The organism is Methylophilus sp. Leaf408 (assembly GCF_916856905.1).
Lineage (GTDB): Bacteria > Pseudomonadota > Gammaproteobacteria > Burkholderiales > Methylophilaceae > Methylophilus.
The window spans coordinates 140,025-166,956 of record NZ_CAKASK010000001.1; the positions used below are offsets into that span (position 1 = coordinate 140,025).

General features: G+C 52.8%; 18 protein-coding genes. All 18 read right to left on the bottom strand.

The genetic code is table 11. From position 1 onward, the window contains the following. Positions 1-8: 8 nt before the first annotated feature. Entirely contained in the window at positions 9-4,193 is a 4,185-nt protein-coding gene (locus tag LPA26_RS00655) for a bifunctional nitrate reductase/sulfite reductase flavoprotein subunit alpha (RefSeq protein WP_229006934.1), read from the bottom strand. 30 nt (positions 4,194-4,223) lie between these two features. After that, positions 4,224-4,616 carry a nitrite reductase small subunit NirD gene (gene nirD, locus LPA26_RS00660; protein ID WP_229006935.1) on the bottom strand — a complete coding sequence of 131 codons (393 nt, stop codon included), beginning with the start codon at positions 4,614-4,616 and terminating at the stop codon, positions 4,224-4,226. Positions 4,617-4,632: 16 nt separating this feature from the next. Then, positions 4,633-7,197 carry a nitrite reductase large subunit NirB gene (nirB, locus tag LPA26_RS00665; RefSeq protein WP_229006936.1) on the bottom strand — a complete coding sequence of 855 codons (2,565 nt, stop codon included), beginning with the start codon at positions 7,195-7,197 and terminating at the stop codon, positions 4,633-4,635. A 460-nt stretch (positions 7,198-7,657) separates the two neighbouring features. Then, positions 7,658-9,346 carry a bifunctional protein-serine/threonine kinase/phosphatase gene (locus tag LPA26_RS00670; RefSeq protein ID WP_229006937.1) on the bottom strand — a complete coding sequence of 563 codons (1,689 nt, stop codon included), beginning with the start codon at positions 9,344-9,346 and terminating at the stop codon, positions 7,658-7,660. A 59-nt stretch (positions 9,347-9,405) separates the two neighbouring features. Continuing rightward, positions 9,406-10,617 carry a NarK/NasA family nitrate transporter gene (locus tag LPA26_RS00675; protein WP_229006938.1) on the bottom strand — a complete coding sequence of 404 codons (1,212 nt, stop codon included), beginning with the start codon at positions 10,615-10,617 and terminating at the stop codon, positions 9,406-9,408. Positions 10,618-10,678: 61 nt separating this feature from the next. Next, entirely contained in the window at positions 10,679-11,458 is a 780-nt protein-coding gene (cobA, locus tag LPA26_RS00680) for a uroporphyrinogen-III C-methyltransferase (protein WP_229006939.1), read from the bottom strand. A gap of 24 nt (positions 11,459-11,482) precedes the next feature. Continuing rightward, positions 11,483-12,928 carry an alginate export family protein gene (locus LPA26_RS00685; protein WP_229006940.1) on the bottom strand — a complete coding sequence of 482 codons (1,446 nt, stop codon included), beginning with the start codon at positions 12,926-12,928 and terminating at the stop codon, positions 11,483-11,485. A gap of 87 nt (positions 12,929-13,015) precedes the next feature. Beyond that, complete coding sequence (locus LPA26_RS00690; protein WP_229006941.1) at positions 13,016-13,822, bottom strand: ABC transporter ATP-binding protein; 807 nt, start codon at positions 13,820-13,822, stop codon at positions 13,016-13,018. A 32-nt stretch (positions 13,823-13,854) separates the two neighbouring features. Next, the gene (gene ntrB, locus LPA26_RS00695; RefSeq protein WP_229006942.1) at positions 13,855-14,781 is read right to left on the bottom strand and encodes a nitrate ABC transporter permease; all 927 of its coding nucleotides are present in this window, start codon (positions 14,779-14,781) and stop codon (positions 13,855-13,857) included. A gap of 18 nt (positions 14,782-14,799) precedes the next feature. Continuing rightward, entirely contained in the window at positions 14,800-16,104 is a 1,305-nt protein-coding gene (locus tag LPA26_RS00700) for a CmpA/NrtA family ABC transporter substrate-binding protein (protein ID WP_229006943.1), read from the bottom strand. A gap of 354 nt (positions 16,105-16,458) precedes the next feature. Next, positions 16,459-17,727 carry a nitrate regulatory protein gene (locus tag LPA26_RS00705; protein WP_229006944.1) on the bottom strand — a complete coding sequence of 423 codons (1,269 nt, stop codon included), beginning with the start codon at positions 17,725-17,727 and terminating at the stop codon, positions 16,459-16,461. A gap of 139 nt (positions 17,728-17,866) precedes the next feature. Further along, positions 17,867-19,321: an efflux transporter outer membrane subunit gene (locus LPA26_RS00710; RefSeq protein ID WP_229006945.1), complete on the bottom strand. Its 1,455-nt coding sequence runs from the start codon at positions 19,319-19,321 to the stop codon at positions 17,867-17,869. Continuing rightward, on the bottom strand, positions 19,314-22,478 hold the full coding sequence (locus LPA26_RS00715; RefSeq protein WP_229006946.1) for an efflux RND transporter permease subunit: 3,165 nt from the start codon (positions 22,476-22,478) through the stop codon (positions 19,314-19,316). The genes LPA26_RS00710 and LPA26_RS00715 overlap by 8 nt, the downstream gene beginning before the upstream one ends. A gap of 56 nt (positions 22,479-22,534) precedes the next feature. After that, on the bottom strand, positions 22,535-23,746 hold the full coding sequence (locus tag LPA26_RS00720; protein WP_229006947.1) for an efflux RND transporter periplasmic adaptor subunit: 1,212 nt from the start codon (positions 23,744-23,746) through the stop codon (positions 22,535-22,537). A 195-nt stretch (positions 23,747-23,941) separates the two neighbouring features. Continuing rightward, the gene (locus LPA26_RS00725) at positions 23,942-24,370 is read right to left on the bottom strand and encodes an ANTAR domain-containing response regulator (RefSeq protein ID WP_370634289.1); all 429 of its coding nucleotides are present in this window, start codon (positions 24,368-24,370) and stop codon (positions 23,942-23,944) included. Beyond that, entirely contained in the window at positions 24,339-24,563 is a 225-nt protein-coding gene (locus tag LPA26_RS00730; protein WP_229006949.1) for a hypothetical protein, read from the bottom strand. Before LPA26_RS00730 ends, LPA26_RS00725 begins: the two co-directional genes overlap by 32 nt. Continuing rightward, positions 24,556-25,713, bottom strand: coding sequence for a transporter substrate-binding domain-containing protein (locus LPA26_RS00735; protein WP_229006950.1), 1,158 nt, complete (start codon positions 25,711-25,713; stop codon positions 24,556-24,558). The genes LPA26_RS00730 and LPA26_RS00735 overlap by 8 nt, the downstream gene beginning before the upstream one ends. Before the next feature lie 58 nt (positions 25,714-25,771). Continuing rightward, complete coding sequence (locus LPA26_RS00740) at positions 25,772-26,791, bottom strand: aliphatic amidase (RefSeq protein ID WP_229006951.1); 1,020 nt, start codon at positions 26,789-26,791, stop codon at positions 25,772-25,774. Between the last annotated feature and the right edge of the window lie 141 nt (positions 26,792-26,932).

The following is a 26,932-nucleotide window of genomic DNA, read 5'->3' on the forward strand; positions in this document are numbered from 1 at the left end:
CATATGAATTAGTACACATCACGCACATACCGTTTTTCTCGGGCCATGGTTGAAACGTAATCAGCCGCCTGTTCTGCGGTCATGTTGCCATGCGTCTTGATAATGGTTTTCAAGGTGGCATCCACATCTTTCGCCATGCGGCTGGCATCACCACACACGCAGAAGTGTGCGCCCTGTTGCAGCCATTGCCACAACTCTGCACCTTGCTCCTGCATGCGATGTTGCACATAGATCTTTTCTTTCTGGTCGCGTGAGAAAGCAGTATCCAGCTTGTGCAGCACACCTGTTTTTTGTAGAGAATCCAGCTCTTCTTTATAGTAAAAATCAGTGGCGGCATGCTGTTCGCCAAAAAACAACCAGTTTTTACCTTTGGCGGCGATTGCCTGGCGTTCCTGTAAAAAGGCGATGAATGGGGCAATGCCAGTGCCAGGGCCCACCATGATTAGCGGCGCATCAGGGTTTTTTGGTGGGCGAAAGTGTGCAGAGCGTTGCAAGAAAATAGAGACTTCTGCCTCTTGTGCGCGGTCTGCCATAAACGTAGAGCATACGCCACCACGTGCCAGGTCTTTTCCGTAACGTACTGTGGATACCGTTAAATGCACCTGGTCCGGAAAAACTTTAGGGCTGGACGAAATGGAGTACAAACGTGGCTGCAAACGCTTTAATACGGCCAGCCATTTGCTAGCTTCGACTTTAAACGGGAAGGCCAGTAAAAGATCGATGATTTGTTTTCCCCATAGCCAGTCTTTGAGGCGTTCGTCATCTTCCATCAATAATGCCAGGGCTGGGCTGGCGCTATGTTCCTGCACAAATTTCACCAAGTCCGGGGTAATCCGTGCGATTTCGTAGTGATGTAGCAAAGCATCGCCTAGTGCAAGCTCACCATGCTCTTTGACGGTGACCATGGTCGAAGCGGAAAGCTTTAATGCGCGCAATATTTCACTTACCAGCTCCGGGTTGTTTGTTGGCCACACACCCAGCGCATCGCCAGCTTCATATTTGAACCCGCTATTGTTCAAATCAAAGCCAAACTGGCGGATTTCTTTTTCAGCACCTTCCGCGTTCAGGCGCTGGTTGATGATCAGCCTGGTTTTTAGCGGATGTTGACGTGTGTATGCGGGCACTGCCGGGTATGCTGCAATATCGCTGCCTGCTTCATCGATTAAATCCGCCATTGCCAGCACCGGTTGGTTGATGGGGGCAGACACAGCCGCCAAAGCCGCCACTGTTTTCTCTAGCCAGGCATTGGCTGGTTCCTCAAAATCCGGTTCGCAGTCAACGCGGTCAAGCAGGCGTTGCGCGCCTAGCGCTTCCAGTCTGGCATCCAGTTTGCGGCCAAAGCCGCAGAACTGGGCATAGCTGGAGTCGCCAAAGGCCAGCACGGCAAAACGGGTATTTTCAAGTGATGGTGCATTCTCTGCCTGCAGGCCACTCCAGAACTGGCTGGCATTGTCCGGCGGGTCACCGTCACCAAAGGTACTGGTCAGCAGCAAGACTTGTGCGTATTTAGCCAGGTCTGCCATGTTGATACTATCCATCGCCTTGACTGACGTTTGCAGACCGCCTGATCTGATACGTTCGGCACATTTCTCGGCAAAGCCTTCGGCATTGCCGGTTTGTGATGCCCATAGAATAGCCACTGTAGCGGCAGCCGTTGCCGGGTTGGCCGAAAAATCCGGCAAGCCGCTGGGAAACTGGTCGCCATGCGGTAACCAGCTACGCGCAAATAATCCTGCCAGCATGCCATTGACCAGCAGGTGTTTGGCCGGGGCCAGTGGTGCGCTTTCCGGCAGCATGGGCACACCACCCATTTTGCGTGATTCTTCGCTGCGTAAACCACTAATAAAACCTTGCAGATAAAGCTGTTCCTGCGCTTCGAGGACAATTTCGGGTGCGGTATCCAGGCCAAGTAACCTGGCCAAAGCATCAATATCTCTCATGTCGAGTTCCTTGTTATTCTTGCTTGCCTCACCGGTGGCGATCAGGGCGGGCTCTTCTGCGTCCTGACTAAGCGGGGCAGGTGCGCTGGCAACGCGTGTCATGGTCACGGCGCAAAATTTGAATTCGGGTTGTTGCGAGATAGGGTCAATCGCATCGCTGGTCACGGCATTGATAGTCAGGTCGTCGCCATACACATCATTCCAGTGGAAGGGGGCGAAGCAGTTGCCAGGGCGTACGCGGTCGGTCACCACGGCGGGTAACACCGCACGGCCTCGGCGTGAGCGGATTTCAACCTGGTCTTTGTCTTTAATCCCTAAGGCGGCGGCTTCTTCAGGATTTAGCTCTACAAACGGCCCCGGATTGAGTTTGTTGAGGGTGGCGATCTTGCCAGTCTTAGTCATGGTGTGCCACTGGTGCTGCAAGCGACCGGTATTCAGCACAAACGGGAAGCTGTTGTCGGGCAGTTCGGCAGGGTCCATATGCGGGCGGGCAAAGAACACGCCTTTACCACTCGCTGTGGCAAATGCAATACGTGGCCGGCTGCCATCTTCACGTATTTTTAAAACCTGGTTGATGCCATCGTTAAGGTAGCGAATCGGGTTTCTGTCATTCCGGCTATCCGGTGAACACGGCCATTGCAGCGATGTTTCGCGTAACTTTCCATGGCTGACGCCACGTATGTCATAGCCGGTGTTGAGATTGGTCGTGCGCGTAATTTCTTCAAATACTTCGGCACCACTGTTGTAACTGAATCCATCGCTAAAACCCATCTCGCAAGCGACTTTGGCGATGATCTGCCAGTCAGCCATGGCTTCGCCAGGTGCATTGACTGCCTGTTGCATCAGCGTCATATTGCGTTCGGAGTTGATCATCACGCCTTCTGCTTCGGCCCACAAGGCGCCTGGCAGCAGAATATCGGCATAGCGGTTGGTTTCGGTGTCGAGGAAGGCATCCTGGGCGATCACCAGCTCGGCTTTTTCCAGGCCTGCAATCACATTCTTGCGGTTAGCCATGCTGGCGACCGGGTTGGTGCAGATCACCCAGCAGGCTTTGATTTTGCCTGCGATCATCTGCTCGAACATGGCAACCGTGCCGCCGCCGAGACGGGTATGCAGGGTGCCTTCCGGCACGTTCCAGAGTTGTTCGATAAACTGTCTGTCCTGTTCGACCAGCACAGAACGCTGACCGGGTAAGCCCGGGCCCATATAGCCCATTTCACGTCCGCCCATGGCATTCGGTTGCCCGGTCAGTGAAAAAGGGCCGCTACCCGGACGGCAAATCGCGCCGGTAGCCAAGTGCAGGTTACAAATCGCATTGGTATTCCAGGTGCCATGCGTACTTTGGTTCAGGCCCATGGTCCAGCAACTCATCCAGTTTTTGCTGGTGCCTATCCATTCAGCCGCCTGGAGGATATCCGCAATATTCAGGCCGGTGATCTCGGCCACTTTTTCCGGCGAGTAATCTTCCAGAAAGGCCGGCATCACTTCCCAGCCTTCGGTAAATTCGGCGATGAACTCGGCATCTGTATGGCCGTTTTTCACCAGCAGGTGCAGCAGGCCATTCAGCAAGGCGAGGTCGGTTCCCGGCTTGATCTGCATAAACAGGTTGGCTTTATCGGCAGTGGTGTTGCGGCGCGGATCAACCACAATCAGTTTGGCACCAGCCTTGACCCTGTCCATCATGCGCAGGAACAGGATAGGGTGGCAATCGGCCATGTTGGCGCCGGTCACAAAAAACAGGTCGGTCTGGTCAAAGTCCTGGTAAGAACCCGGTGGACCATCTGCGCCTAACGACAGTTTATAACCGCTGCCGGCACTGGCCATACACAGGCGGGAATTAGATTCAATGTTGTTGCTACCGAGATAGCCTTTGACCAGCTTGTTGGCCAGGTACTGGGATTCAATCGACATCTGGCCGGAAACATACAAGGCAATGGCGTCCGGGCCATGCTCGTCGAGAATGCCACGCAAGCGGCGCGCGGTTTCCTTGATGGCTTCGTCCATGCCGGTACGCACGGATTCCTGCCCGCGCTCAGGGCGCACATAGGCATATTCCAGCCGTCCGGATTCAGCAATGGCTTGTATGCAGGTGCTGCCTTTGGTACACAGGCGGCCATAGTTGGTCGGATGCTGCTTGTCACCGTAGACCTTGATCACGTGCCGGGTCTTGGTGGCCGCGTCATCCTCCACGTCCATGACAATGCCACAACCCACGCCACAATACGGGCAAACTGATTTAACCTGCTTCACCATTGTTGCTGGTCCCGATGCTATCCAGTCAGCCTATACCTGTACCCAGACTGCGCCATCGCGCAGTTCCACCGGGTAGGTTTGCAGGCGGATATCCGTATCTTCCACGCAGATGCCGGTACTCAACTGGTAATGGTGCTTGTAAATGGGGGACGCGACGACACGTTCGCCACCCAGGTCACCGACGATGCCACGCGAAATGACGTTGGCATCACTATGCGGATCGTAGTTGTCGATGGCGTACAGCAGGTCGTCCTGCAAGCGGAAAATCGCCACCTGGCGACCCTCTACCAGGGCGCATACGCCGGTGTTGGGCCAGATATCATCCAGTGCGCACACTGCATGCCAGGTGCCTGAAGCGGCAGTGGAAATCGCCGCCTGATTGGCTGTACTGTCTGATACGGCTGCTTGTTGAAATTGACTCATCGTTTTACTCCACTTATTACTCGGTCGTTGCCAGGATAGGGATGACCTTTGCCTGCTTCTTTTCTTCTACTGTTGCCGGGCGCATCTGGTCGCGTTCCTTGACGAAGACGATGTTGTTGTCGCCAGCCACGCTGTTGACGAAGCTGCGGAAACGTTTACGCACTTCAGGATCATTGACGGCGGTTTTCCACTCATCCTGGTAGTTATCCACCACATGCTGCATCTGCGCTTCCAGCTCTGCGCCCAGGCCAAGGCTATCGTTGATGACCACGTCTTTCAGGTAGTCGAGGCCACCTTCCAGGTTGTCACGCCAGGTACTGGTGCGTTGCAAGCGGTCAGCAGTGCGGATGTAGAACATCAGGAAGCGGTCTATCATGCGGATCGCGTCTTCTTTGCTGAGGTCGCTGGCGATCAGTTCGGCGTGGCGCGGTTTCATACCGCCGTTACCGCATACGTACAGGTTCCAGCCGCTTTCGGTCGCGATCAGACCCACATCTTTGCCTTGAGCTTCGGCGCATTCACGTGTGCAACCGGAAACCCCAAACTTGATCTTGTGCGGGGCGCGCAAACCTTTGTAGCGGTTCTCCAGCTGTACCGCCAGCCCGACACTGTCGTCCACGCCATAGCGGCACCAGGTGGAGCCGACGCAGCTTTTCACGGTACGCAATGATTTGCCGTAGGCATGGCCGGATTCAAAACCGGCAGCGATCAGCTCTTCCCAGATATTAGGTAATTGCTCGACGCGGGCACCGAACATATCCACTCGTGCACCACCAGTCACTTTGGTATACAGCTTGTATTTCTTGGCGATCTGGCCGATGGCGATCAGGCCATCCGGTGTGACTTCGCCACCCGGCATGCGTGGTACCACGGAATAACTACCATCTTTCTGGATATTGCCGAGGAAGTAGTCGTTGGAGTCCTGCAGAGAAGCCAGGTCTTTCTTCAGGATAAAATCATTCCAGACTGAAGCCAGTACACTGGCGGCAGTCGGCTTGCAGATATCGCAGCCCAGGCCTTTACCATGCTTGTGCAACAGTTCGTCAAAGGTCCTGATCTGCTCTACGCGCACCAGGTGGTAAAGCTCCTGGCGCGAGTAAGGAAAGTGTTCGCACAGGTGGTTGTTGACGGTCATGCCCAGCTTGACCATTTGCGCTTTCATCACTTGCGTCACTAAAGGTACGCAGCCACCGCAGGCAGTACCCGCCTTGGTGCAGGATTTGATGGCGCCTATGCTGCAATTGCCGGCAGCCACCGCTTCGCCAATCTCGCCTTTGTTGACGTTGTTGCAAGAACATAGCACTGCCGTGTCTGGCAATGCATCCACACCCAGGCCAGGTTTTTCCTTACCATCACTGGCAGGCAGGATCAGGAATTCAGGATTTTCCGGCAAGGCCATGTCGTTGACGGTCATTTGCTGCAAGGTGCCGTATTCATCGGCATTGCCGATCAGCACTGCGCCTAGCAGTTTCTTGCCATCTTCGCTGACGACGATTTTTTTGTAGATGTTGCGTACTTCATCTGTGTACTGGTAGCTACGGCAGCCATGGGTCTTGCCGTGCGCATCGCCGACACTGGCGACATCGACGCCCATCAGCTTGAGCTTGGTGCTCATATCCGCACCCTTGAAAGTTGATGCGGTTTCGCCAGCCAGGTGCGCGCAGGCCGTGCGGGCCATATCGTAGCCAGGCGCTACCAGGCCAAACATCTCATCGTTCCAGCTGGCACATTCGCCGATCGCGTAAATGTCGTGGTCGCTGGAGCGTGAGAAATCGTCAATCGCGATACCGCCACGTGCGCCTATCGCCAGGCCGGATTCACGTGCCAGTTCATCACGCGGACGGATACCGGCAGAGAACACGATCATGTCGGTTTCCAGCCAGGTCTCATCAAAGAACACCATGCGGTGGCGTGCAGTCGCGCCATCGACAATCGCGGTGGTATTGCGGCTGGTATGTACATGCACACCAAGCTCCTCAATCTTGCTGCGCAGCACACGGCCACCGGCTTCGTCCACTTGCACGGCCATCAGGCGCGGGGCGAATTCGACCACGTGGGTATCCAGGCCCATGTCACGCAATGCCTTGGCGCATTCCAGGCCCAGCAGGCCACCGCCGACCACAACCCCGCTCTTGGAGGTTTTACCTGCTGCGGTCATCGCTTCCAGGTCTTCAATGGTGCGGTACACAAAGCAGTTTTCGCGGTCACGCCCGGCCACCGATGGCACGAACGGTACCGAGCCGGTGGCCAGTACCAGTTTGTCGTATGGCAGCGTTGTGTTGTCAGTCAGGGTGACGACATGCTGATGTCTATCAATATGGCTCACACGCGCATTCAGTCGCAATTCCAGGCCAAGGCGGTCATAAAAACCAGGCTCGACCAGGGAGAGGTCTTTAGCTGTGCTGCCGGAGAAAAAGCTGGAAAGATGCACACGGTCATAAGCCGGGCGTGGTTCTTCGCCCAATACTGTCACTTGCAGGTTGGCGGCCGCCAGGTCAGGGTGACGCTTGACCAGCTCCTGCATAAAGTAATGTCCCACCATGCCGTTGCCGACAACTACTATGCGGGTGTGTTGATTCATCGTAATGTTCCCCATCAGATGCAAGCATGTGACACGTTATTTCATTGATCATGCATTGCTGTTTACTAAGCTAAAAACGAAAAAAGGCGTCCATAGCTTATCTATCGACTACCGGTGGCAGTTCGAAAAACAAGCTATGGACGCCGTTGTCCATAAAAACTAATCGTTAATAAAACGAGATTTAATATCTATTGAGCAATTAGCAAGCGACATGCCAATCTGGGATATAGAGTATTGATAAAATCTGAAAATTTTTTAAGTGATTGTTTTATTGATGTTTAATTCCGGTTTGTGAAGAGTCTGGATATATTTTTGTAAAGGTGGCATGGCTGGAAAAACCAGCTGAGCGCACGGGAATGATGCAAATTAAAGCGTTTGCACCAGAATGGGTCTTGATAGGGTAAGCGTTTCAATCTGAACTTGGAGATGTTTTTAATTCTTTACGAGAAGGGATATCTGGTCAGGTAATAAACAACAAGTAGATCAGGATAAGATTGGCCAGCAAAGAGCAGATAGCCAGCCACTGCCATTTGACAAGCCTGGCGCGCGCAATCAGTGGCATGCGTGGAATCACTACCGGTTTTAATTCGCCATGCTCCATGGCGAGCAGCATTTCTTCGGCCGTTTCAAAACGATCTTCCGCTTTCCTGGCGATCGCTTTAAGAATCACGTTTTCCAGCCAGGCGGGGATTTCTGGCCGGTAGCGGCTGGGTTTGATCGGCTCGCCAAAACGCGGTGACTGGAAAGGCTCTATCTCGCCGTAGGGATATTTGCGGGTGAGCAAATGATAAAGTGTCACGCCAGCGGCATAAATGTCTGCCTGCCGGTCAGCGACTTTACCGTCAAACAACTCGGGTGCCATAAAACTGGGTGTGCCCGGGTTTTCCATCTGCTCTGGCATCGGCAGGGTAGGGTTTAGTGCAACACCCAGATCCAGAATCCGCAGGCGGGTGTCACTACCGATATGAATGTTGGCTGGTTTGATATCGCGGTGCACAATATTCAGGCGGTGCAACATGCTCAAGCCGCGCAATAAATCCTGGCCGATATTGGCAACGCCATTCATGGTGAAATGGTGGCCGGCATCCAGCCGTTGCTGCAAGGTTGAGCCTTCGTGCCAGGTCATCACATAATAAAGTGCGCTGCGCTGTTCCAGCGTCAGCGGCAATATCTGCGGCACACATTGCGAGACGACGCGCTTGGCTAGCCACTCTTCATTCAGTAAAGCTTCGCAACTTTCCTTGTCGTCCGCACGTGAGGGTTGCAGGGTTTTTAAAACAAACAGTTGCCCGGCTGGATTTTTCACCTGGTAGAGGATGCTCAGGCGCGAATCGTGAATCACCCTGGTCACGGTGAAACCATCGATCTGGTCGCCGACAGAAAGTTTAGGCGGCAACGGCAGGCTGAGCGCATCGGCCAGCATATCGGTCAGATGGTCCTGGCCGACGCTTTCAATATTAACGATCACCGCAGAAGCATTATCCTGGCCGCCTTTTTCGATCGCCAGTGCAGTCAGGTATTCAGCCACCATTTGCGGTGAGTGGTAGAGCATCAACGCGCGGTGAATTTCCGCATCGCCCACTGCATCCCATACCCCATCACTGAGGATGGCATACACATCACCGGGTTGCAGCAGGCCTTCGGCATAATCCACCGTTAGCTGGTCATCCAGCCCGACCGCACGTTTAAGCACATGCCGCATGTCCGGTCTGTCCCAGACGTGATCCGTGGTCAGGCATTGCAATGATTGTTCGCGCAGGCGGTAAATACGCGTGTCGCCCACATGTGCCAGCACATAGCGCTGACCGCGCAATACCAGCATGGACAAGGTCGTTGCCATGCCCGCCATCTTGCTGTCCTTGCGCGCTTGCGATAGTACCCACAGGTTGGCCGCCTGCACGACCTTGTCCAGCGCATGCTGCACCGTCCAGGTTTCCGGGGTGGCGTAATAATCCGCCGAAATACTCCTGGCGGTCATTTCCGACGCTTCAGCACCACCGGCACCACCGCTGACACCATCGGCAACCAGCATCAAGGCGCCTTTGATTGCCAACTGCGAGGCAGCGGGGGTGACCACGGTGACATAGTCTTCGTTATGCAGCCTGGGACCGGTTACGCTATGTTCACCGACTGTAAAAAAGAGACTCATAAGCCAGCCATTTAAAGGTTTTTGGAATTATACGGTGGCTAGTCTATCTATTGGCCGGTTTATACCTTAGCCGCCGTCACGCTCGCTGCACCCCAGGTAGTACGCCAGCGGTTTTTAACACCAGTCAAACCTACCAGTGCCAGGATAGCTAATCCGGCAAAAATAATTAAGCCCAGCTGATAGCTACCGGTGATCTGCTTGGAGTAACCCAGGCTGGAAGCCAGGTAGAAACCGCCGATACCACCAGCCATCCCTACCAGGCCAGTCATCACCCCTATCTCTTTGCGGAAGCGTTGCGGCACCAGTTGGAACACTGCGCCATTACCCATACCAAGTGCCGCCATCGCCAGAATGACTACACCCAGGCCAGCCAGTTGCGTGCTCATGCCGAAACTCAGGGTAAACAGGAATATAGCCGCCAGTGTATACATGGTACTTAAGGTACGGATACCACCGATACGGTCAGCCAGCAGGCCGCCGAAAGGGCGCACCAGTGAACCGGCAAATACGCAGGCTGCGGTAAAGTAACCGGCATGCACAGGGTCCAGGCCGTACTGGTCGTGGAAGTAAATGGTCAGTGAAGAAGCCATGCCGACAAAACCGCCGAAAGTCACGCAGTAAAACAGCATAAACCACCATGCGTCCTTGTCTTTAAGCACAGACAGGTATTGCGCCAGCGATTTAGGTGCTGGCGTATCCGGCGCATCTTTGGCAAACACCGTATATACAATCAATGCCAGCAATAAAGGGATCAGGGCCAGGCCAAACACATTGTTCCAGCCAAACGCCACGGCCAGGCCAGGCGCGAATAATGCCGCCAATGCCGTGCCAGAATTACCTGCACCAGCAATGCCTAAAGCGGTGCCTTGGTGTTCAGGTGGATACCAGCGTGAAGCCAAGGGCAAGGCGACGGCAAAAGCGGCACCGGCAAAGCCAAGAAACACGCCTAACAGTAACGCTTGCTGATAAGTATGTATGCCATGCAACCAGGCAATCAACAAGGCAGCCAGCACAATCAACTGGCCAATCAGGCCGGCTTTTTTAGGCTTAAGCTGGTCTACCAGCACGCCCATGACGATGCGTAACAATGCGCCTGTGAGTACCGGTGTGGCCACCATCAGGCCTTTTTGTGCCGGGTTTAATTGCAAGTCGGCGGCGATCTGAACGGCCAGTGGTCCCAGCATGACCCACACCATAAAGCTAAGGTCAAAATAAAAGAACGCTGAAAACAGCGTAGGCTTGTGGCCTACATCCCAAAAACTCTTTTTCATGTTAAATCTCCGTTTATTTCAAAAACATTCTATTCTTGACGCGTGTGAATGAGGTCTTTTTCTAGTTGCCATTCACCGCTTGTAAATATTCAACTTGGCCCAGCATTTCCAGAGTCTTGGCACTATTCGCCATTGTCACCACTTCACCGACGACTATCATGGCCGGGCTTTTCATCTGGTGCTGGTGGCTCAGCATAGGCATGGCTTCAATGGTGCTGACCAGTGCGCGCTCATCTGCACGGGTGGCGCTTTCTACAATCATGCAGGGCATATTTGTTGACATGCCGGCAGCGATCAATTCGCGGCTGATGTCGGCCAGGTGTTGCATGCCCATATAAATCACCAGTGTGGTGTTGCTTTCAACCAGTGCACGCCAGGGTAATGGTCCGCCATCCTGCGTATGGCCGGTTACCAGTGTCACACCATGGTTCAAGCCGCGGTGCGTGGCCGGTACATCCATACTGGCGCAGGCGCTGAGGCCGCTGGTCATGCCGGGGATAATCTCATAGGTCACACCTGCTGCACGCATAGCCAGCATTTCTTCACCGCCACGGCCAAACACAAACGGGTCACCGCCTTTCAGGCGCACGACTGTTTGCCCTTGTTCGGCCAGCGCAATCATCATGCGGTTGATAAAGTGTTGCGGGGTAGACTTGCAGCCGCCACGCTTACCCACGTGCACGATGCGTGCCTGCGGGCAATGCGTGAGCAGGTTCGGGTTGACCAGGTCATCCACCAGTATCACTTCAGCTTGCTGCAAGGCCTTGATGGCCTTGAGCGTAATGAGGTCTGGGTCACCGGGTCCGGCACCTACTAAAAAAACTTTTCCGGCTGGAGTCATCACTTTTTCCTTACATTCAGACAATCAAAAGGTGTACATGGCGGTCAGCCATAATTTCTCGGTATCTTGAAAACGTGCACGATTGGTCGCGCCGTTGGTCACGGCATTAGGGCCTGCAGCGTACTGGTCATTTTCGGTATATTTGCCGTATTCAAATTTGGTCATCCAGTTCTTGTCGATATTCCAGGTGACGGCAGCATTCCACTCGCGGCCATAGCAGTTACCTTTGGCAGTCGCACCGCCATTGACAGTGAAGAAATCCTCATCGGAACTGATGTCGTGGTAATCGACAAAAAACAGAAAGTCGCCATATTTATAAGTGGCAGTAATGAAAGAGTCCTTGATGCCCTGGCGTGGCGTCACCAGGAATTTGTCTACCCAGCCCTGGAATAAATGGTTGGTACCAAACGGCGTCTGGAATGCATACTGGCCATCGTTGCTGGAGAGCAGTTCCTGGTCCACGCGCAGGTTGAAGTTATCTATGCCGAAGCCGCCGCCCACTTTGTAGTAATGGGCATCAATGCGGTTGTCGCCACCCTTGTAATCGGTCTGTTTGGCGTATTCCGCCGTGTAGTGCGCACGGTAGTTCGGGGTGAACGGGTGCGTGCCATCCAGGCGCAAGCCTATGATTTTGTTGGACTGGTCTGCCAGTAAATTATTGAACGTGTTATTTAATGCGCCCGCACCAAACCACGCATTGCCCAGCCCTAGGTTCTCGAAGTTGGAGAAGTAACCGTATCCAACCAGAAATTCGGTAGGCGAGATGCGGTAGCGGGCATTGGCAATCTCCAGGTCACCGCTGCGATGCGTAGTGAAGATTTGCCTGACGCGGTCAAAGTGCGCCAGATAGATTTCGGTATCCGGGATGGTTTTGTTGAACACAGACACGCCATCGAATACCTGTGTGTTCTGGCGGAAGGCGATGTCGCCTATGAAACGCACGTTATCCAGGTTGATCACCTGACGGCCTGCACGGACACGGGTGTTCTTGATACCCGTCCAGTCCACAAACAACTGGTTGATATCGGTATAGTCGGGGTCTACCACTTTGGCATAGTTAATCCTGTCGCTTTCGTTTGACGCGCCATTGGTCCTGACCGTATTGGTACTGTCATTAAAATCATCCTTGAGTTTGCTGACATTGGTGATTTGTGCGGCAAAACTCCAGTTTTTGTAAGGTGCAGTTTGCCAGCCGATCAGGCTGCGCAAAGTGACCGCGCTGGCATTTTCCAGCTCACGGTTTGCGGTCGGGTTGGCAGAGCCATTGGCAAAGGTTGCCGGCTGTAGGCCATCTTGGTCAACATGCTCGTAACGTAATCTGAAACTGGTCATATTCTTGCCGGTTTTAATGGCATCCATAAATGTGTATTCAGGTAAAACTTCTTCTTCAGCCACCACTTGCATGCTCATTGCTGCCATCAATACAGCCAATGAGACTTGACGCAATCGTTGGTAAGAGTTAGCTTTCATGTTGTTGCTCCTTTGCTTAAGTGGGTAACCATACTTCGATGAGGTATGCGGTGCTGGTGGGTTGCCGCCCGTCAGCACCACTTTTATTTATGCCGCCTTTTTGGCGTGTCTTTCATATAAAAACTTCAATACTTCGCTACGCAGATGTGTATAAGCAGCGTCTTCCACCAATTCCAGCCGGTGGCGCGGACGTGGTAGGTCGACTTCCAGGATTTCGCCTATGGTGGCTGCCGGGCCATTGGTCATCATCACGATGCGGTCAGACAGCAACACTGCTTCATCCACATCGTGGGTGACCATCACCGCAGTACAACCCGAACGTGCCATGATGTTCATCAGTTCATCCTGCAATCCGGCGCGGGTCAGTGCATCCAGCGCGCCAAACGGTTCATCCAGCAGCAAGACTTTGGGTTCCATGGACAGGGCGCGGGCGATACCCACACGCTGCTTCATGCCACCCGAGATTTCATTCGGGCGCTTTTCCATGGCATGGCTTAAGCCGACCAGCTCCAGTGCCGCGCTGGTGCGCTCGGCCAATTGCGTTTTACTTTCACTGTCAGCAAAAACACGTTCTACTGCCAGGTACACGTTTTCAAAACAGGTCAGCCATGGCAGCAGGGAATGGTTCTGGAACACTACTGCACGCTCAGGACCGGGCTTGGCGATTTCACGACCGGCACAGAACAGGTAGCCATCAGTCGGTTGCAGCAGCCCGGCAATCAGGTTGAGCACGGTGGATTTGCCGCATCCGGAGTGGCCGATGATGGAGATAAACTCGCCTTCGCGGATATCGAGATTGATATCTTTCAAGGCCTGGAAGCTGCCTTTTTTGGTTTGAAACGTCATATTGACGTTTTCGATCAGGACATAACGGTCTTGCAGTGCGGTTGTCATTATGAATTCCTTTATGGGTTTATTGTGATGGCTTATTCGTAGCTGTAGCGTTTAGCTGCCAGTACCAGCAACTGTTCCAGCAACAAGCCGACAATGCCGACGATAAAAATGGCGATGATGATGTGCTCTACATTCAGGTTATTCCATTCATCCCATACCCAGAAACCAATGCCCACACCGCCGGTCAGCATTTCTGCTGCCACAATCACCAGCCAGGCGGCACCGATAGACAGGCGTACACCGGTCATCATGTAAGGCATGACATAAGGCAGCAGGATTTTGGTGACTACTTTCCATTCCGACAGATTAAGCACCTTGGCTACATTCATATAATCCTGTGGCACTTTGCTGACGCCGACGGCAGTGTTGATAATCATGGGCCAGACTGCGGTGATGAAAATCACCCAGATCGCCGCAGGGTCAGCGGCTTTGAATACCAACAGGCCGATTGGCAACCAGGCCAGGGGTGATACCGGTTTCAGCAGGCTGATGATGGGTGCTGCCATGCGCGACATGAATGCGTAACGGCCAATCACAAAGCCCATGGGGATGCCGACAATCGCAGCCAGCGCAAAACCGGTCGCCACGCGTTTGAGCGAGCTGAGGATGTTCCAGCCTATGCCCATGTCGTTCGGGTTATTGATATAAAACGGGTCGCTAAACAGCTCGACTGCCGACTGCCAGGTTTTCACCGGGCCAGGCAAGCCTTGCGTCAGGGCTGCCACAGTCGCCCAAATGGCGCCGAATACCAGTAAGCCAATCACAGGCGGCAACAACCATTCAAACACAGGTTTGGTGGTTGCCGCCCATGCGCTCCGCCGCTGCAACGACGGAGTGGCTACTGCAGCTGTGGTCGAGAGAGGGATAACCACAGCAACAACGGGTTGTGCAGGCGCTGTTTGCACAGCGTCCTCGCTTGTCTGTATCATTTTTTCCTTGTTAAAGCTGACGACACTCATGGTGACTCTCCTTAAGAATTAAGCTTTAACCTTGAAGCTGTTGGCATAGGCTTTCGGGTCTTTACCATCCCAGACGACGCCATCAATCAGCTTGCTGCTGCGCATTGGGTCTGCGGGGACGTTAATGCCCAGCGCCTTGGCCGCTTCGGTGTAAATATCAATCCGGTTCACTTTCTTCGCCACGCCCAGGTAATCCGGGTCAGACTTCAGCAGGCCCCAGCGTTTGTGCTGTGTCAGTAACCACATACCGTCAGACAGGTAAGGGAAGTTGACCTTGCCGTCGTTGAAGAACTTCATGTAGTTAGGGTCTTCCCATTTTTTGCCGATGCCATTGTCGTAATGGCCGAGGAAGCGGCCTTCAATCACTTCTTCAGGCGCATTGACATAGGCTTTACCGGCAATCAGCTTGGCGACTTCAGGGCGGTTTTTGGTGGCGTCTATGTAGCGGCAGGCTTCCAGGATTGCTTTGGTCAATGCCAGTGCAGTATTCGGGTTCTTCGTAGCAAAGTCTGCAGTAGCACCCAATACTTTTTCCGGATGATCGGTCCAGATATCCTGGGTGGTCGCCACGGTAAAACCAATCTTGTCGTAGATCGCACGTGCGTTCCACGGCTCGCCAACACAGTAGCCATCCATATTGCCGATACGCATATTGGCGACCATTTGTGGTGGAGGCACGACGATGGTTTTCACGTCTTTCATCGGGTTGATGCCGTAGTTGGCCAGCCAGTAATACAGCCACATGGCGTGGGTGCCGGTCGGAAAAGTCTGTGCGAACGTGAAGTCACGGTTTTCGTTGTCCAGCAGGCGTTTCAGGGTACCGCCGCTGATCACGCCTTTTTCTTTCAACTGGTTGGCAAGCGTGATGCCTTGGCCATTATGGTTGAGCGTCATCAGTACATTCATGTCTTTTTGCTGGCCACCGATGCCCATTTGCACGCCATACACCAGGCCGTACAACACATGTGCAGCATGCAGTTCACCGTTTACCATCTTGTCGCGCACGCCAGCCCAGGAAGCTTCTTTCGAAGGCACAATCTTGATGCCGTATTTTTTATCAAAACCCATTTGCGCGGCGACTACGATAGGCGCACAGTCTGTCAGTGGGATAAAGCCGACTTTCACCTCGGTGATTTCAGGGGCATCAGAACCGGCTGCCCATGCCTGGCTGCGGATTGCAGACGGCACCATGATCATCATGGCGGCGGCTCCAAATGCACCGGCTAGGGTATGCATAAAGAAATGGCGGCGCTGGTTATCTACCTGCTCAGGTTGACTGTCTGCCGCAGGAAGAATGACTGTTTTCTTATCTGAACTGCTCATTGCTGCTCCTTGATATGATTAATCTGGATAATGATGAATTTGGGAAACGTAAAACGAAAAAAGGCGTCCTGAGTGCAAACGAGGGTTCGTTTACACTCAGGACGCCTTTGTCCTCAATCTTTAAAAACTGCTTACGATGAGTGGCCTGATTTTTATCAAGCTCGCAATTTCAACTTACTCTACTCGTATCCAACCGCCGTTAGCTGAGTACTTAAAACCTGTTCAGCAATTGTTATGCCAAAAATAGTGTTGGTTTTAAGTGACTGTTTTATTGAGGTTTTTTGTAATATTCTTTAAAGAAGTGAGCGATGTGCATCGCACCATACAAGTGCGGATGCACCAAGGAAAGCGTGATTAACCGGTGTTTTTGTGCAGGGCGAGGATATTCTCGGCGACATCAATCACCTTGCGATTTTGTTCCATCGCCATACTGCGCAGAGACTTGTAAGCCTCCATTTCATTGATGCCCAGTGTACTCATCAGCAAGCCTTTCGCACGCTCAATCTGCTTGCGTTCAACCAGGGCTTTGCGGGTATCCGCCAGCTCGCTTTCCATATCTGCGATCTGCTGTGATTGTTGCTGCAACAGGCTGATCATCGAGGCGATCGGATAAGTCTGGATTGTGTCTTGCGCCTGGAAATTCAAGGCACTTTCCACCGGGATTGCCAGGTTGAAGAACGTGCTATCCAGGGTTGAAGAGCGCTTGGCCGCAATCGTATTTAAATATTCCTGCGTTTGTTCCAGATCGTGCCTGGCCTGGTGTGCCAGCGCTTTCAGCATGCTATGCATTTTCTCGATTAACTGGCATTGAATCTGCCAGATTTCAGTTTGCAGTTGCGTGCATAAATCAAACCAGATATCTGCATCACTGGATTTCAGCGGCTGCTGATCCAGGGCAGAGGTCAGTTTATGACGATATTTCAGGTGCTGACGGTGCAGGCTGGTTGCTTGCAGTGCAGTCCAGGCTTGTCTTAACTCATCACCGCCCAGTTGGCTGAATAATTCAAAATGCCGCTCTTGCTGGGCGACCAGTTCCAGTAGTTTTTGCTGGTGCGGCAGTTGCAAGCTGCCTGAACCAAAGATATAAGAACCAACCGCGCGTTCCTGGCCTGCAAACTCCTTGCCTTGAATTAAGTTGTACAGCGTGAGTAAACAGGTGGAAATCTTATTGTTCACCGAACTATCCGTGATTTCAAAAATGAGCGAAATCAGGCTGGCAATCAGGCGGCTGAATGACTCAATGCAATCGGTAAAAGAAATCTTTTGCAGGGTGATCTGGTGGCGCAACGATGTTTGCTGGTCCAGGCCTAGCAGTATCCAGGAAATTAAAGTCAGCTGCTTAGCATCTGCCAGTGCGTTCTGATCAAGATGCTGCGTTAACGCCTGTTTGAAGCGTGTTTCCAGCGCAAGATTTTTGCTGATGATCTCTGCGCGTTCGGAAGCAAAGCGCTTGCCCGCAGAAGCCAGATACAGGGAGCTTGCCCCACGTTCAGCCTGCATCTGGTGCACCATCTGGCCTATGCTTTCGACAAATTGAATGCAGGTATCCAGGCGTTCAAGCTCTTCGATATGCCTGATTTTGGCCAGGATAATGGTTTGTTCGGGGGAAATATCTGTACTCATTACTGAAAACCTAAGCAAAAAATGTGCACGTTCCCGGTGCACATTCATTTTTGTTTAAAACGGAATTAAAGCAGGCTTAATGAAAGAGGAACCTGATACGGATGACGCGGCAGCGAAGCAGTCGTGAACCAGGAGTCCACTACTGCCAGCCACCACCCAATACTTTGTATAAAGTCAGTTGGCTGGCGGCATCGCTTAACTGCAAAGTCACCAGTGTTTGCTCGGCAGTATAAAGCGTTCTTTGCGCATCGAGAACGACCAGGTAACTATCGACGCCATTTTTAAAACGGGCATCGGCCAGTCTGAATGCTTCAGCGGCGGCGCCGTTTAATGACTGTTGTGCTTCCAGTTGTGCCTGCAAACCTTCGCGCTGTACCAGTACATCTGCCACTTCCCTGAAAGCAGTTTGTACGGTTTTTTCATATTGCGCGAGCAGAATCTGCTGGTTTTTTTCACCAATTTCCAGGTTAGAGCGGTTACGACCGGCATTGAAAATTGGCAGGCTGATTTGTGGCACAAAAGTCCAGATGCGGGAGCCGGGGCCAAACAAGCCATCCAGCTCGGTGCTGGCCGTACCGATGGTGGTGGTCAGGCTGATGGTTGGGAAGAACGCAGCACGCAGCGCGCCAATGTTGGCGTTGGCACCTTCCAGCAAGTGTTCGGCTGCACGTACATCAGGCCGTTGCTGCAAAGTCTTGGAGGTGACGCCACGCGGCAACGCTGTAGTAAGTGCCACACTGGAAAGAGCGCTATCCGGCAACAAGGTTGAAGGCACCATACTGCCAGCCAGCAGGTTGAGGGCGTTGATATCCTGCTTGATCTGGATATTGTAAGTGGCGACGGCGACACGCGCATTATCAACGCTGGTTTGCAACTGCCTTAAGGTCAGAGCGTTGGCGACGCCGAGCTCAAACATTTTCTGGTTGATCTCGTAAGTATTTTGCTGGCTTTTCAGTGTTTGCTGGGCGATTTCCAGCCGCCGTTTATCGGCAGCCAGCGTCAGCCAGGCAGTAGCGACTTCAGCAACCAGGCTGATTTGCGTACTTTTGCGGTTTTCCTCCTGCGAATAAAACGTCTGCAAGGCCTGCGCATTTAAATTACGGATACGGCCAAACAGGTCCAGTTCATAAGCACTAAAACCAACCGTGGCGCGGTAAACATGCGATACGTTACCGCTGTTATTATTACTTGCGGCGACCGTGCCTGCAGACACATTGCCATTATTGCCAACGTTAGAAAGCCCTTTAGAGGCAGTTTCTGACAAGGTGGCGGCTACGGTGGGAAACAAATCTGCGCGCTGTACTTGATATTGCGCCCTGGCTTTTTCTATATTCAGCGAGGCCACCCGCAAATCGCGGTTGTTTTTTAATGAAAGATCCACCACTTGCTGCAAACGTTTATCGGTAATAAATGATTGCCAGCCAAGTTCGGTCAGCGCTTTCTGATCATTGTCGACTGTGCCATAGGTGGCAGGCACCGGTGCTTCAGGCGGGCTGAAAAACGGCGCCAGATTGATGCAGGCAGTCAGTGATAGTGAGCACGTGATTAACGCAGCCTCTTTAAAATATTGGCTCATGGCATGCGGCTTACTCATGTTCTGCCTTACTGTGCTGTGATATTTCGGCTGAAACACTTTCGACCTGATAAGGGAACAAAGTACGTATCAACACATAAAATAAAGGCACGAAAAATATACCAAGGAAAGTCGCCGTCAGCATACCGCCGAGTACGCCGGTACCAATCGCCTGGCGGCTGACGGCACCTGCGCCTTCACTGAACGCCAGCGGCAATACGCCGAAAATAAACGCTAGCGAAGTCATCAAAATAGGCCGCAGGCGCAATTGCACCGCTTCCAGTGTTGCTTCAATCAGCGGCTTGCCCTGTTCTTGCAGATGCTTGGCGAACTCCACAATCAGGATGGCATTTTTGGCGGCGAGGCCTATGGTGGTCAGCAAGCCGACCTGGAAGTAAACGTCTGCCGTCAATCCGCGCAAAGTGGTGGCCAGTACGGCACCCAAAATACCCAGCGGTACGACCAGAATGACCGAGAAGGGCACCGCCCAGCTTTCATACAACGCAGCCAGGCACAGGAAGACAAAGATGATGGAGACGGCATAGAGTAGCGGTGCCTGCGAGCCGGATAAACGCTCCTGGTAAGATTGCGCACTCCATTCATAACCTATGCCATCCGGTAATTGTTTAATGATGTCTTCGGCAATCTGCATGGCTTCACCAGTACTGATGCCTTTGGCCGGTTCGCCAACAATTTCCATAGAGGAGATGCCGTTAAAGCGTTCAAGCAAAGGCGAGCCGGATACCCATTTCGTGCTGGAGAAAGCCGAGAACGGCACCATATCATTCGTGGTGTTGCGAACGTACCAGCGTTCGATATCTTCAGGTTGCATGCGGAACGGCGCGTCACCTTGCAGATAGACTCTTTTCACGCGACCTTTATTAATGAAATCATTCACATAGGTACCACCCATGGCAATCGAGAGCGTGGAGTTAATACTGGCAGTCGTCAGGTTGTAAATGCCTGTTTTCTGGTCATCGATATTTACCCTGAACATAGGCGTGTCATCCAGCCCGCTCGGGCGCACCCGGTTCAATTTTGGGTTTTGTGACGCCAGTTCAATAAAGCGGTTCCTGGCCGCCATCAAGCCATCATGGCCCAACCCCCCTACATCTTTCAATTCCAGCGTAAAGCCGGAACCCTGGCCCAGGCCGCGCACCGGTGCTGGCTGCGTCACAAATAGCTTTGCATCGCGTATCCCGGATAAGGCTTTGGTCGCCCTGTCAGCCAGTGACGCGGCATCCTCGCCTTCGCCACGTACCGACCAGTCTTTAAGACGGATAAATGCGCGCCCTGAGTTCTGGCTGCCACCACCACCTTGTCCCTGCCCTGCAATCGTTAAAAACTGGTCTATCACCGCATCCTGGCTATTCAGGTATTTTTCAACCTGTTTCAGCACTTGTTGCATACGTGCATCAGTCGCGCCTACCGGCAGCTGGATTTGTGCGCTCAGTGTGCCCTGGTCTTCGGTCGGCAGAAAAGAGCTGGGCAGTCTAGCGAATAACACTGCCAGTACTATGATGATGACGCCATATACCAGCATGGTCAGCGTTTTTCTACGCAGTATGGTTTCCACCGAGGCATGGTATCTGGCTGACATCGTATCGAACGCAGGGTTAAACCAGCGGAAGAACCAGCCAAACATGCCCCCCGTGGTGGATTTTTCATGCGAGACCGGTTTTAGCAAAGTTGCACACAGCGCTGGTGTCAGCGTTAATGCGACCAGCACGGACAGCAGCATGGCTGAGACGATGGTGATGGAGAACTGGCGGTAAATCACGCCGGTGGCACCGCCAAAGAAAGCCATCGGGATAAATACCGCAGACAACACCAGTGAAATACCGACCAGCGCGCTGGTGATCTCGCTCATGGATTTGCGGGTGGCCTCCTTGGGACTCAGGCCTTCTTCACGCATGATACGCTCCACGTTTTCAACCACTACGATGGCGTCATCCACCAGCAGGCCAATGGCCAGTACCAAGCCAAACATGGTCAACGTGTTAATGGAGAAGCCAAATGCCGCCAGCACGCCGAAAGTACCCAGTAAGACCACCGGCACCGCAATCGCCGGGATCAGGGTCGCACGCAGGTTCTGCAGGAACACGTACATGATAATTACCACCAGTAAGATTGCCTCCACCAGCGATTTCACCACTTCCTTGATCGAAAGCCGCACGAATGGCGTGGTGTCATAAGGAATATACACGCTAAGCTTCAACTCAGCGGGGAAGTAGGGTTCAAGTTCGACCAATTTGTCTTTCACTGCCTGCGCAGTCGCCAGCGCATTGGCACCGGAAGCCAGCCTTACCCCAAAAGCGGCCGAGGTTTTACCATTGAGCCTGGCGACCGGCGTATAACTCTCAGCGCCTAGTTCTACTCTGGCAACATCAGATAAATGTACCAGGAAACCGTCAGCCCCGGATTTGACGATGATCTTCTTGAACTGGTCTACAGTCTGTAATTTGCTGCGTGCGGTGATTGGCGCGTTCAGTTCCTGGCTGTTCACGGCAGGTAATGCGCCCAGCTGGCCGGAGGAGACTTCGGTATTCTGTGCCTGCACCGCGGCTGAAATATCGGAAGGGATCAGATTGTATTTTTGCAGTTTGGCCGGATCCAGCCAGATACGCATGGCGTAGCCCGAGCCCAGTGTTTGCACATCACCCACGCCATCCAGGCGGCTGATCTGGTCTATCAGGTTGCTGGAAATATAATCACCGATATCAATCGCGCTTACGCTGCTGTTATCAGACATCAGCGATACCACCATCAGGAAATCGATACCGGTTTTAGCGACTGTCACACCCTGGCTCTGGACAATCTGGGGCAACCTTGGCATGGCCTGCTGCAATTTGTTTTGCACCTGCATCTGTGCCACATCGGGGTTGGTGCCGGCATCAAATGTCAGACTGATACTGGCCGTGCCGGAAGAGGTGCTGCTGGCCGACATATAGGTCAGATTATCGATACCTTTCATGTACTGCTCAATCACCTGGGTGACCGAGTTCTCGATCGTATCGGCTGCAGCACCGGTGTAAGTAGCGTTAATCGATACGCGTGGCGGGGCAATATCAGGGTATTGCTCCAGTGGCAGCCATTCGATGGAGCCTATCCCGGCCAGCATGATGACGATGGCAATCACCCAGGCAAAGATCGGACGTTGAATAAAAAAGGCAGCCATGAAGTTAGTCTTTATCGTATGTGATTGGTACGCTGTGAATGAGTCTTGGCAATCTCTTAACGCGGTTGGCTATTCGTTGTAGCCGCGGGAGTAATGACAGTCCCCGGTGCAGCGCCAGTCGCTTTGTCAAATGGCACCGGCTTGACTATCGTGCCAACGCTGATTTTCTGGACACCATCCATTACCACACGTTCACCGGCCTGCAAGCCTTTGCTGACTCGCCATTCATCCCCGTATGTACCATTGGTCTCTATGTTTCTCTGTTGCACCTTTTGCCCGGCGTCTACTACGAGTACCGTAGGTTCGCCACGCGTATTACGCGTCACTGCCCGTTGCGGCACCATGATGGCCTCCTTATCCTGCGCCACGTCAATCAGGGCGTGTACATACATGCCTGGCAGCAATACGCCATCAGGGTTAGGCACGACAGCTCGTAGCGTCACTGCGCCGGATGCAGTATTCACACTCACGCCACTGAATTTGAGTTTTCCGGCATGTTTGTAAATAGAACCGTCCTCCAGCACGACCCGCACCGGCACTTCTTTTTGCGTATTGCCGGTCAGTTTGCCGGCAGCAATATCGCGTTTCAGTTTTAGAAGATCACTACTCGACTGAATCACATCCACATAAATCGGATCCAGCTGTTGGACTGTGGTTAAAGCCGTTTCCTGGTTGGCCGTCACCAGCGCACCCGGGGTAAAGGTAGAGGTGGAAACAAAGCCGTTAATCGGTGACACCAGTTTGGTGAAATCCAGGTTGATTTTGGCGGTGCTGAGTGCCGCCCTGGCCGCCGCCACATCTGCTTCGCCTTGTTGCAGCGCGGCTTGGGTATCATCGTTATCCTGTCGGCTGATCGCGTTGATTTTGACCAATTCTTTATAACGATCTGCTTTAAGTTTCAGGGTGACCAGGGTGGCTTCGGTTTTTTGCAGCGCTGCTGCAGCACTTTGATAACTTGCCAGATACGGTGCAGGTTCAATCTGGTAGAGCAGGTCGCCCGCTTTGACCAGTGCGCCTTCAGTAAAAGTGCGCTGGCGAATAATCCCGCTCACTTGCGGGCGGATTTCGGCAATCAGGTAGGCATTGGTCCGCCCGGGCAGATCGGCCACGATAGGCTGGGTAACCTTCTGCACAGTCATGACCCCAACTTCTTGGATTTTTGGGACAGGTTTATTGTCGCCCTTGCCCGAGGTGCAGGCGGTCATCGTCAGGCCAATGCCGCATATCAGCCACAGGCAGTGCTTGAAAAAGACGCAGGAAGTGTTCATAGAAGTACCAATGAGGAAGTCATTATTCTTGTCTGACAAAATTGTACTGCGTTTGATTGCATGCAGGTGTAACGATACGTATCTGCATGTGTACAAGTTGAAGGGTGTGGTTAGTTGGACGTCAGGAAAAGATGAGATCGAGGCTATTTGTGAAGGAGGGAACGATTATTATCGCCATGCATACACAAGCATGCATTAATTGAATAAAGTCCCTTCGGCATGCACAATCGCTCGCGCAATTTCTTCCACTGTCACGCGCTTGAGCATGGCTTGTTCGCGCATGAGTTTGTAGGCTGCGATGGCGCTGATACCGCGTGCACGGGCCAGAATCGCCTGTGCGGCGCTGATTTCATTTGCTGCCTGCAGTTTTTGCTCCAGGCGCTGGTTCCGCTTTTGTAAGGTCCTGACTTCATGAAAATGGTGAATCGCCATAATAAGAGTAGACAGGATGCCATGTGGTTGCGTCGGGCTGACCAGAATGCCATGACAGCCGAGTGTTGTCGCCGTATCGAGAATGGTCGGGTTTTCATACTCAATCATGCCAATCAGCGGAATTGGCGAGTCAGGCATTAACCAGGGCAGTTTTTTTCTATTACTGGCCTCCGCATTCAACAGAAAAATCACCAGATCTGTTTTTTTCGGGCAGTTCAGCAGTGGGTGGCCACAGTGACACGGTCTGGCAGCCTATGCGCTGTAGTTGCTGTATCAATGTACTGCATTTTTCATCGCGTGGATGAAAAATGGTCATACGTGACTGCCGTAGCTGGCGGAATAGCTCCAGGGTTGAGCGTGAGCCTGTTGCACCTTTGTTAGCCAATTTGCGGCTCCGGCGTCATGGACTGACGCCAAGTCTCATTGGTATGCGTGACAAGATATGGATCCGGGCTCACACCGACTGACTCGGCCACAATGTCGAACTGACCGTGGTGATTGACGCGACCTATACGTGGATGCAGTAAAGTGTGATGGTTGGCGGGGTTAATCGCCACACGACCCTGCAGTGCCTGATGTGCACGACCGAGTATATGGGGCAACAACACATCGTAGGTATCGTCGCCTGCTGCACGCATGGCTTCAGCGAATAAGTGTGTTTGAAAGTAAGCGGCTTCCCAGCACATGTTAGGCTCAATCTCGTCGCCATATTGGTGACGGAACTTGCGTAGGCAGGCCTGGTTTTCTGCACTCTGAATCGACTGGAAGTAGGGCGCTGACGTGAAATGTCCAGCCGCAATCCTGCTGCCCATTTCAGCGGCTTCCGCTTCACAAGTGGTCAGGCTTGCAATCGGTGTTTTCATGGCATCCATGCCAATGTCAGCGTAGGCCTGGTACAACATGCGGGTGGCTTTGCCAACCACAGTGGAGAATACAAAGTCAGGAGATTTTGCCTTGATGTCGCGCGCAATCGGCAAAAAGTCTTTTTCAGTGGCATCCAGTGGCAAATAGCGCTCGGCCAGCTTTTTGCCACCAGGGACCTCGAGGATAAAGTCACTCATGATACGGTTGGACTCATAGGGATAGATATAATCACAGCCAATCAGGTAAACACGCGCACCAAAGTGACGGGTCATATAATCCGCCAGTTGTGCACTGTTCTGGTTAGGTGCGGCGCCTGTGTAAATCACATGTGGCGAAAACTCAAAACCCTCATAAGGGGTTGGGTAAAACAACAACTTGCGCCATTTTTCAACTACCGGGATCACCGCTTTGCGCGTGCTGGACATGTAGCAGCCAAAAATCACATTGACTTTGTCCTCACTGATCATGCGTTCAGCCAATGCTTGATATTTTTGCGAAATGCCTTGCGGATTGTAATGTACTGGCAACAGTTCGCGGCCACAAATGCCGCCAGCCGCGTTGATTTCGTTGATGGCGAAAAAAGTCGCAAATGCCTGTGAGCGTTCTATGGTTGCAGTGGCGCCGCTGGTAGAAAACAGGACGCCGACCGGAATTGGGTCGGTATTTGCCATGATGCTGTTCCTTGCGGCATCCCGTGTGGCCTGGATGCCGGATTGCGGTGGATTCGCTTTAGTTTGGTATGCCGTCTATCGGTGCTTCTTTGGTGCCCAAGGTCGGGCGTGTAAACGATTCTACCATGTCGCGTGCGGCTGCCGGGTCTTGTATCCACTTGCTGTAAAAGCTGTAAGGGCACTGTGCGATGCCTTGGTCACCATCGCCAGAGTTAAGCACCCCGGTATAACCGCGGTGCAGCAACTTGAATAAGTGATTTTCAGATTGACCATGTTTGCGGAAGTCGCGGATCAATTGCTTGCTCAGTGCTGCATACTGCACGCCATTTTCCTCTTCGCCACATTCGCCCAGGGTCCGGCCGTCAAAACCGATAATCGCAGAGTGACCGAAGTAGGAATAGACGCCATCAAAGCCGGCAGCATTGGACACCGCGACATAGGTGTTATTGGCAAACGCCATGGCCTTGCTGATCAGGATTTGCTGCTCTTTGGCCGGATACATATAGCCCTGGCAACGTACAATCAGCTCGGCACCTTTCATGGCGCAGTCACGCCAGATTTCAGGGTAGTTGCCGTCATCACAGATAATCAGGCTGACCTTGAGTCCTTTGGGCCCCTCGCTGATAAAGGTTTCCTTGCCGGGGTACCAGCCTTCGATTGGCACCCAAGGCATAATCTTGCGGTATTTCTGAACAATCTCGCCTTTGTCATTCATCAGAATCAAGGTGTTGTAAGGCGCTTTGTTCGGATGCTCTTCGTGCTGCTCGCCAGTAATGGAAAACACGCCCCAGACTTTTGCCTTGCGACAGGCTTCGGCAAAAATGTCCGTCTCGGGGCCGGGGACCGTCGTCGCATTATCATACATCTCCTGGCCATCATACATAATGCCGTGCGTACTGTATTCCGGGAAAATCACCAGGTCCATGCCAGGCAGGCCGGCTTTCATGTTGACCACCATGTCTGCAATGTTGCGGCAGTTGTCCAGTATTTCTGCTTTAGTATGTAGTCGTGGCATTTTGTAGTTCACCACAGCTACGCCGACGGTATCGTTACTGCTTGAAATATCACCATGTATCATGTGCTTCTCCTGAATAAAAGTAAGTGAAATGAATGAATCACGCTGGCAACAGACGAAAAAAAAAGCTCACCTGCCGTTTTAAAACGGTGGGTGAGCTTTTTTGCTCTGCTCATCGCCGGCTCTGTTGACGGCGTGAGAAAT

Excerpts from the sequence above, each read along its gene's own strand:
- LPA26_RS00655 (WP_229006934.1), bottom strand. The coding sequence starts at position 4,193 with ATGGTGAAGCAGGTTAAATCAGTTTGCCCGTATTGTGGCGTGGGTTGT.
- nirD (WP_229006935.1), bottom strand. The coding sequence starts at position 4,616 with ATGAGTCAATTTCAACAAGCAGCCGTATCAGACAGTACAGCCAATCAG.
- nirB (WP_229006936.1), bottom strand. The coding sequence starts at position 7,197 with ATGAATCAACACACCCGCATAGTAGTTGTCGGCAACGGCATGGTGGGA.
- LPA26_RS00670 (WP_229006937.1), bottom strand. The coding sequence starts at position 9,346 with ATGAGTCTCTTTTTTACAGTCGGTGAACATAGCGTAACCGGTCCCAGG.
- LPA26_RS00675 (WP_229006938.1), bottom strand. The coding sequence starts at position 10,617 with ATGAAAAAGAGTTTTTGGGATGTAGGCCACAAGCCTACGCTGTTTTCA.
- cobA (WP_229006939.1), bottom strand. The coding sequence starts at position 11,458 with ATGACTCCAGCCGGAAAAGTTTTTTTAGTAGGTGCCGGACCCGGTGAC.
- LPA26_RS00685 (WP_229006940.1), bottom strand. The coding sequence starts at position 12,928 with ATGAAAGCTAACTCTTACCAACGATTGCGTCAAGTCTCATTGGCTGTA.
- LPA26_RS00690 (WP_229006941.1), bottom strand. The coding sequence starts at position 13,822 with ATGACAACCGCACTGCAAGACCGTTATGTCCTGATCGAAAACGTCAAT.
- ntrB (WP_229006942.1), bottom strand. The coding sequence starts at position 14,781 with ATGAGTGTCGTCAGCTTTAACAAGGAAAAAATGATACAGACAAGCGAG.
- LPA26_RS00700 (WP_229006943.1), bottom strand. The coding sequence starts at position 16,104 with ATGAGCAGTTCAGATAAGAAAACAGTCATTCTTCCTGCGGCAGACAGT.
- LPA26_RS00705 (WP_229006944.1), bottom strand. The coding sequence starts at position 17,727 with ATGAGTACAGATATTTCCCCCGAACAAACCATTATCCTGGCCAAAATC.
- LPA26_RS00710 (WP_229006945.1), bottom strand. The coding sequence starts at position 19,321 with ATGAGTAAGCCGCATGCCATGAGCCAATATTTTAAAGAGGCTGCGTTA.
- LPA26_RS00715 (WP_229006946.1), bottom strand. The coding sequence starts at position 22,478 with ATGGCTGCCTTTTTTATTCAACGTCCGATCTTTGCCTGGGTGATTGCC.
- LPA26_RS00720 (WP_229006947.1), bottom strand. The coding sequence starts at position 23,746 with ATGAACACTTCCTGCGTCTTTTTCAAGCACTGCCTGTGGCTGATATGC.
- LPA26_RS00735 (WP_229006950.1), bottom strand. The coding sequence starts at position 25,713 with ATGGCAAATACCGACCCAATTCCGGTCGGCGTCCTGTTTTCTACCAGC.
- LPA26_RS00740 (WP_229006951.1), bottom strand. The coding sequence starts at position 26,791 with ATGATACATGGTGATATTTCAAGCAGTAACGATACCGTCGGCGTAGCT.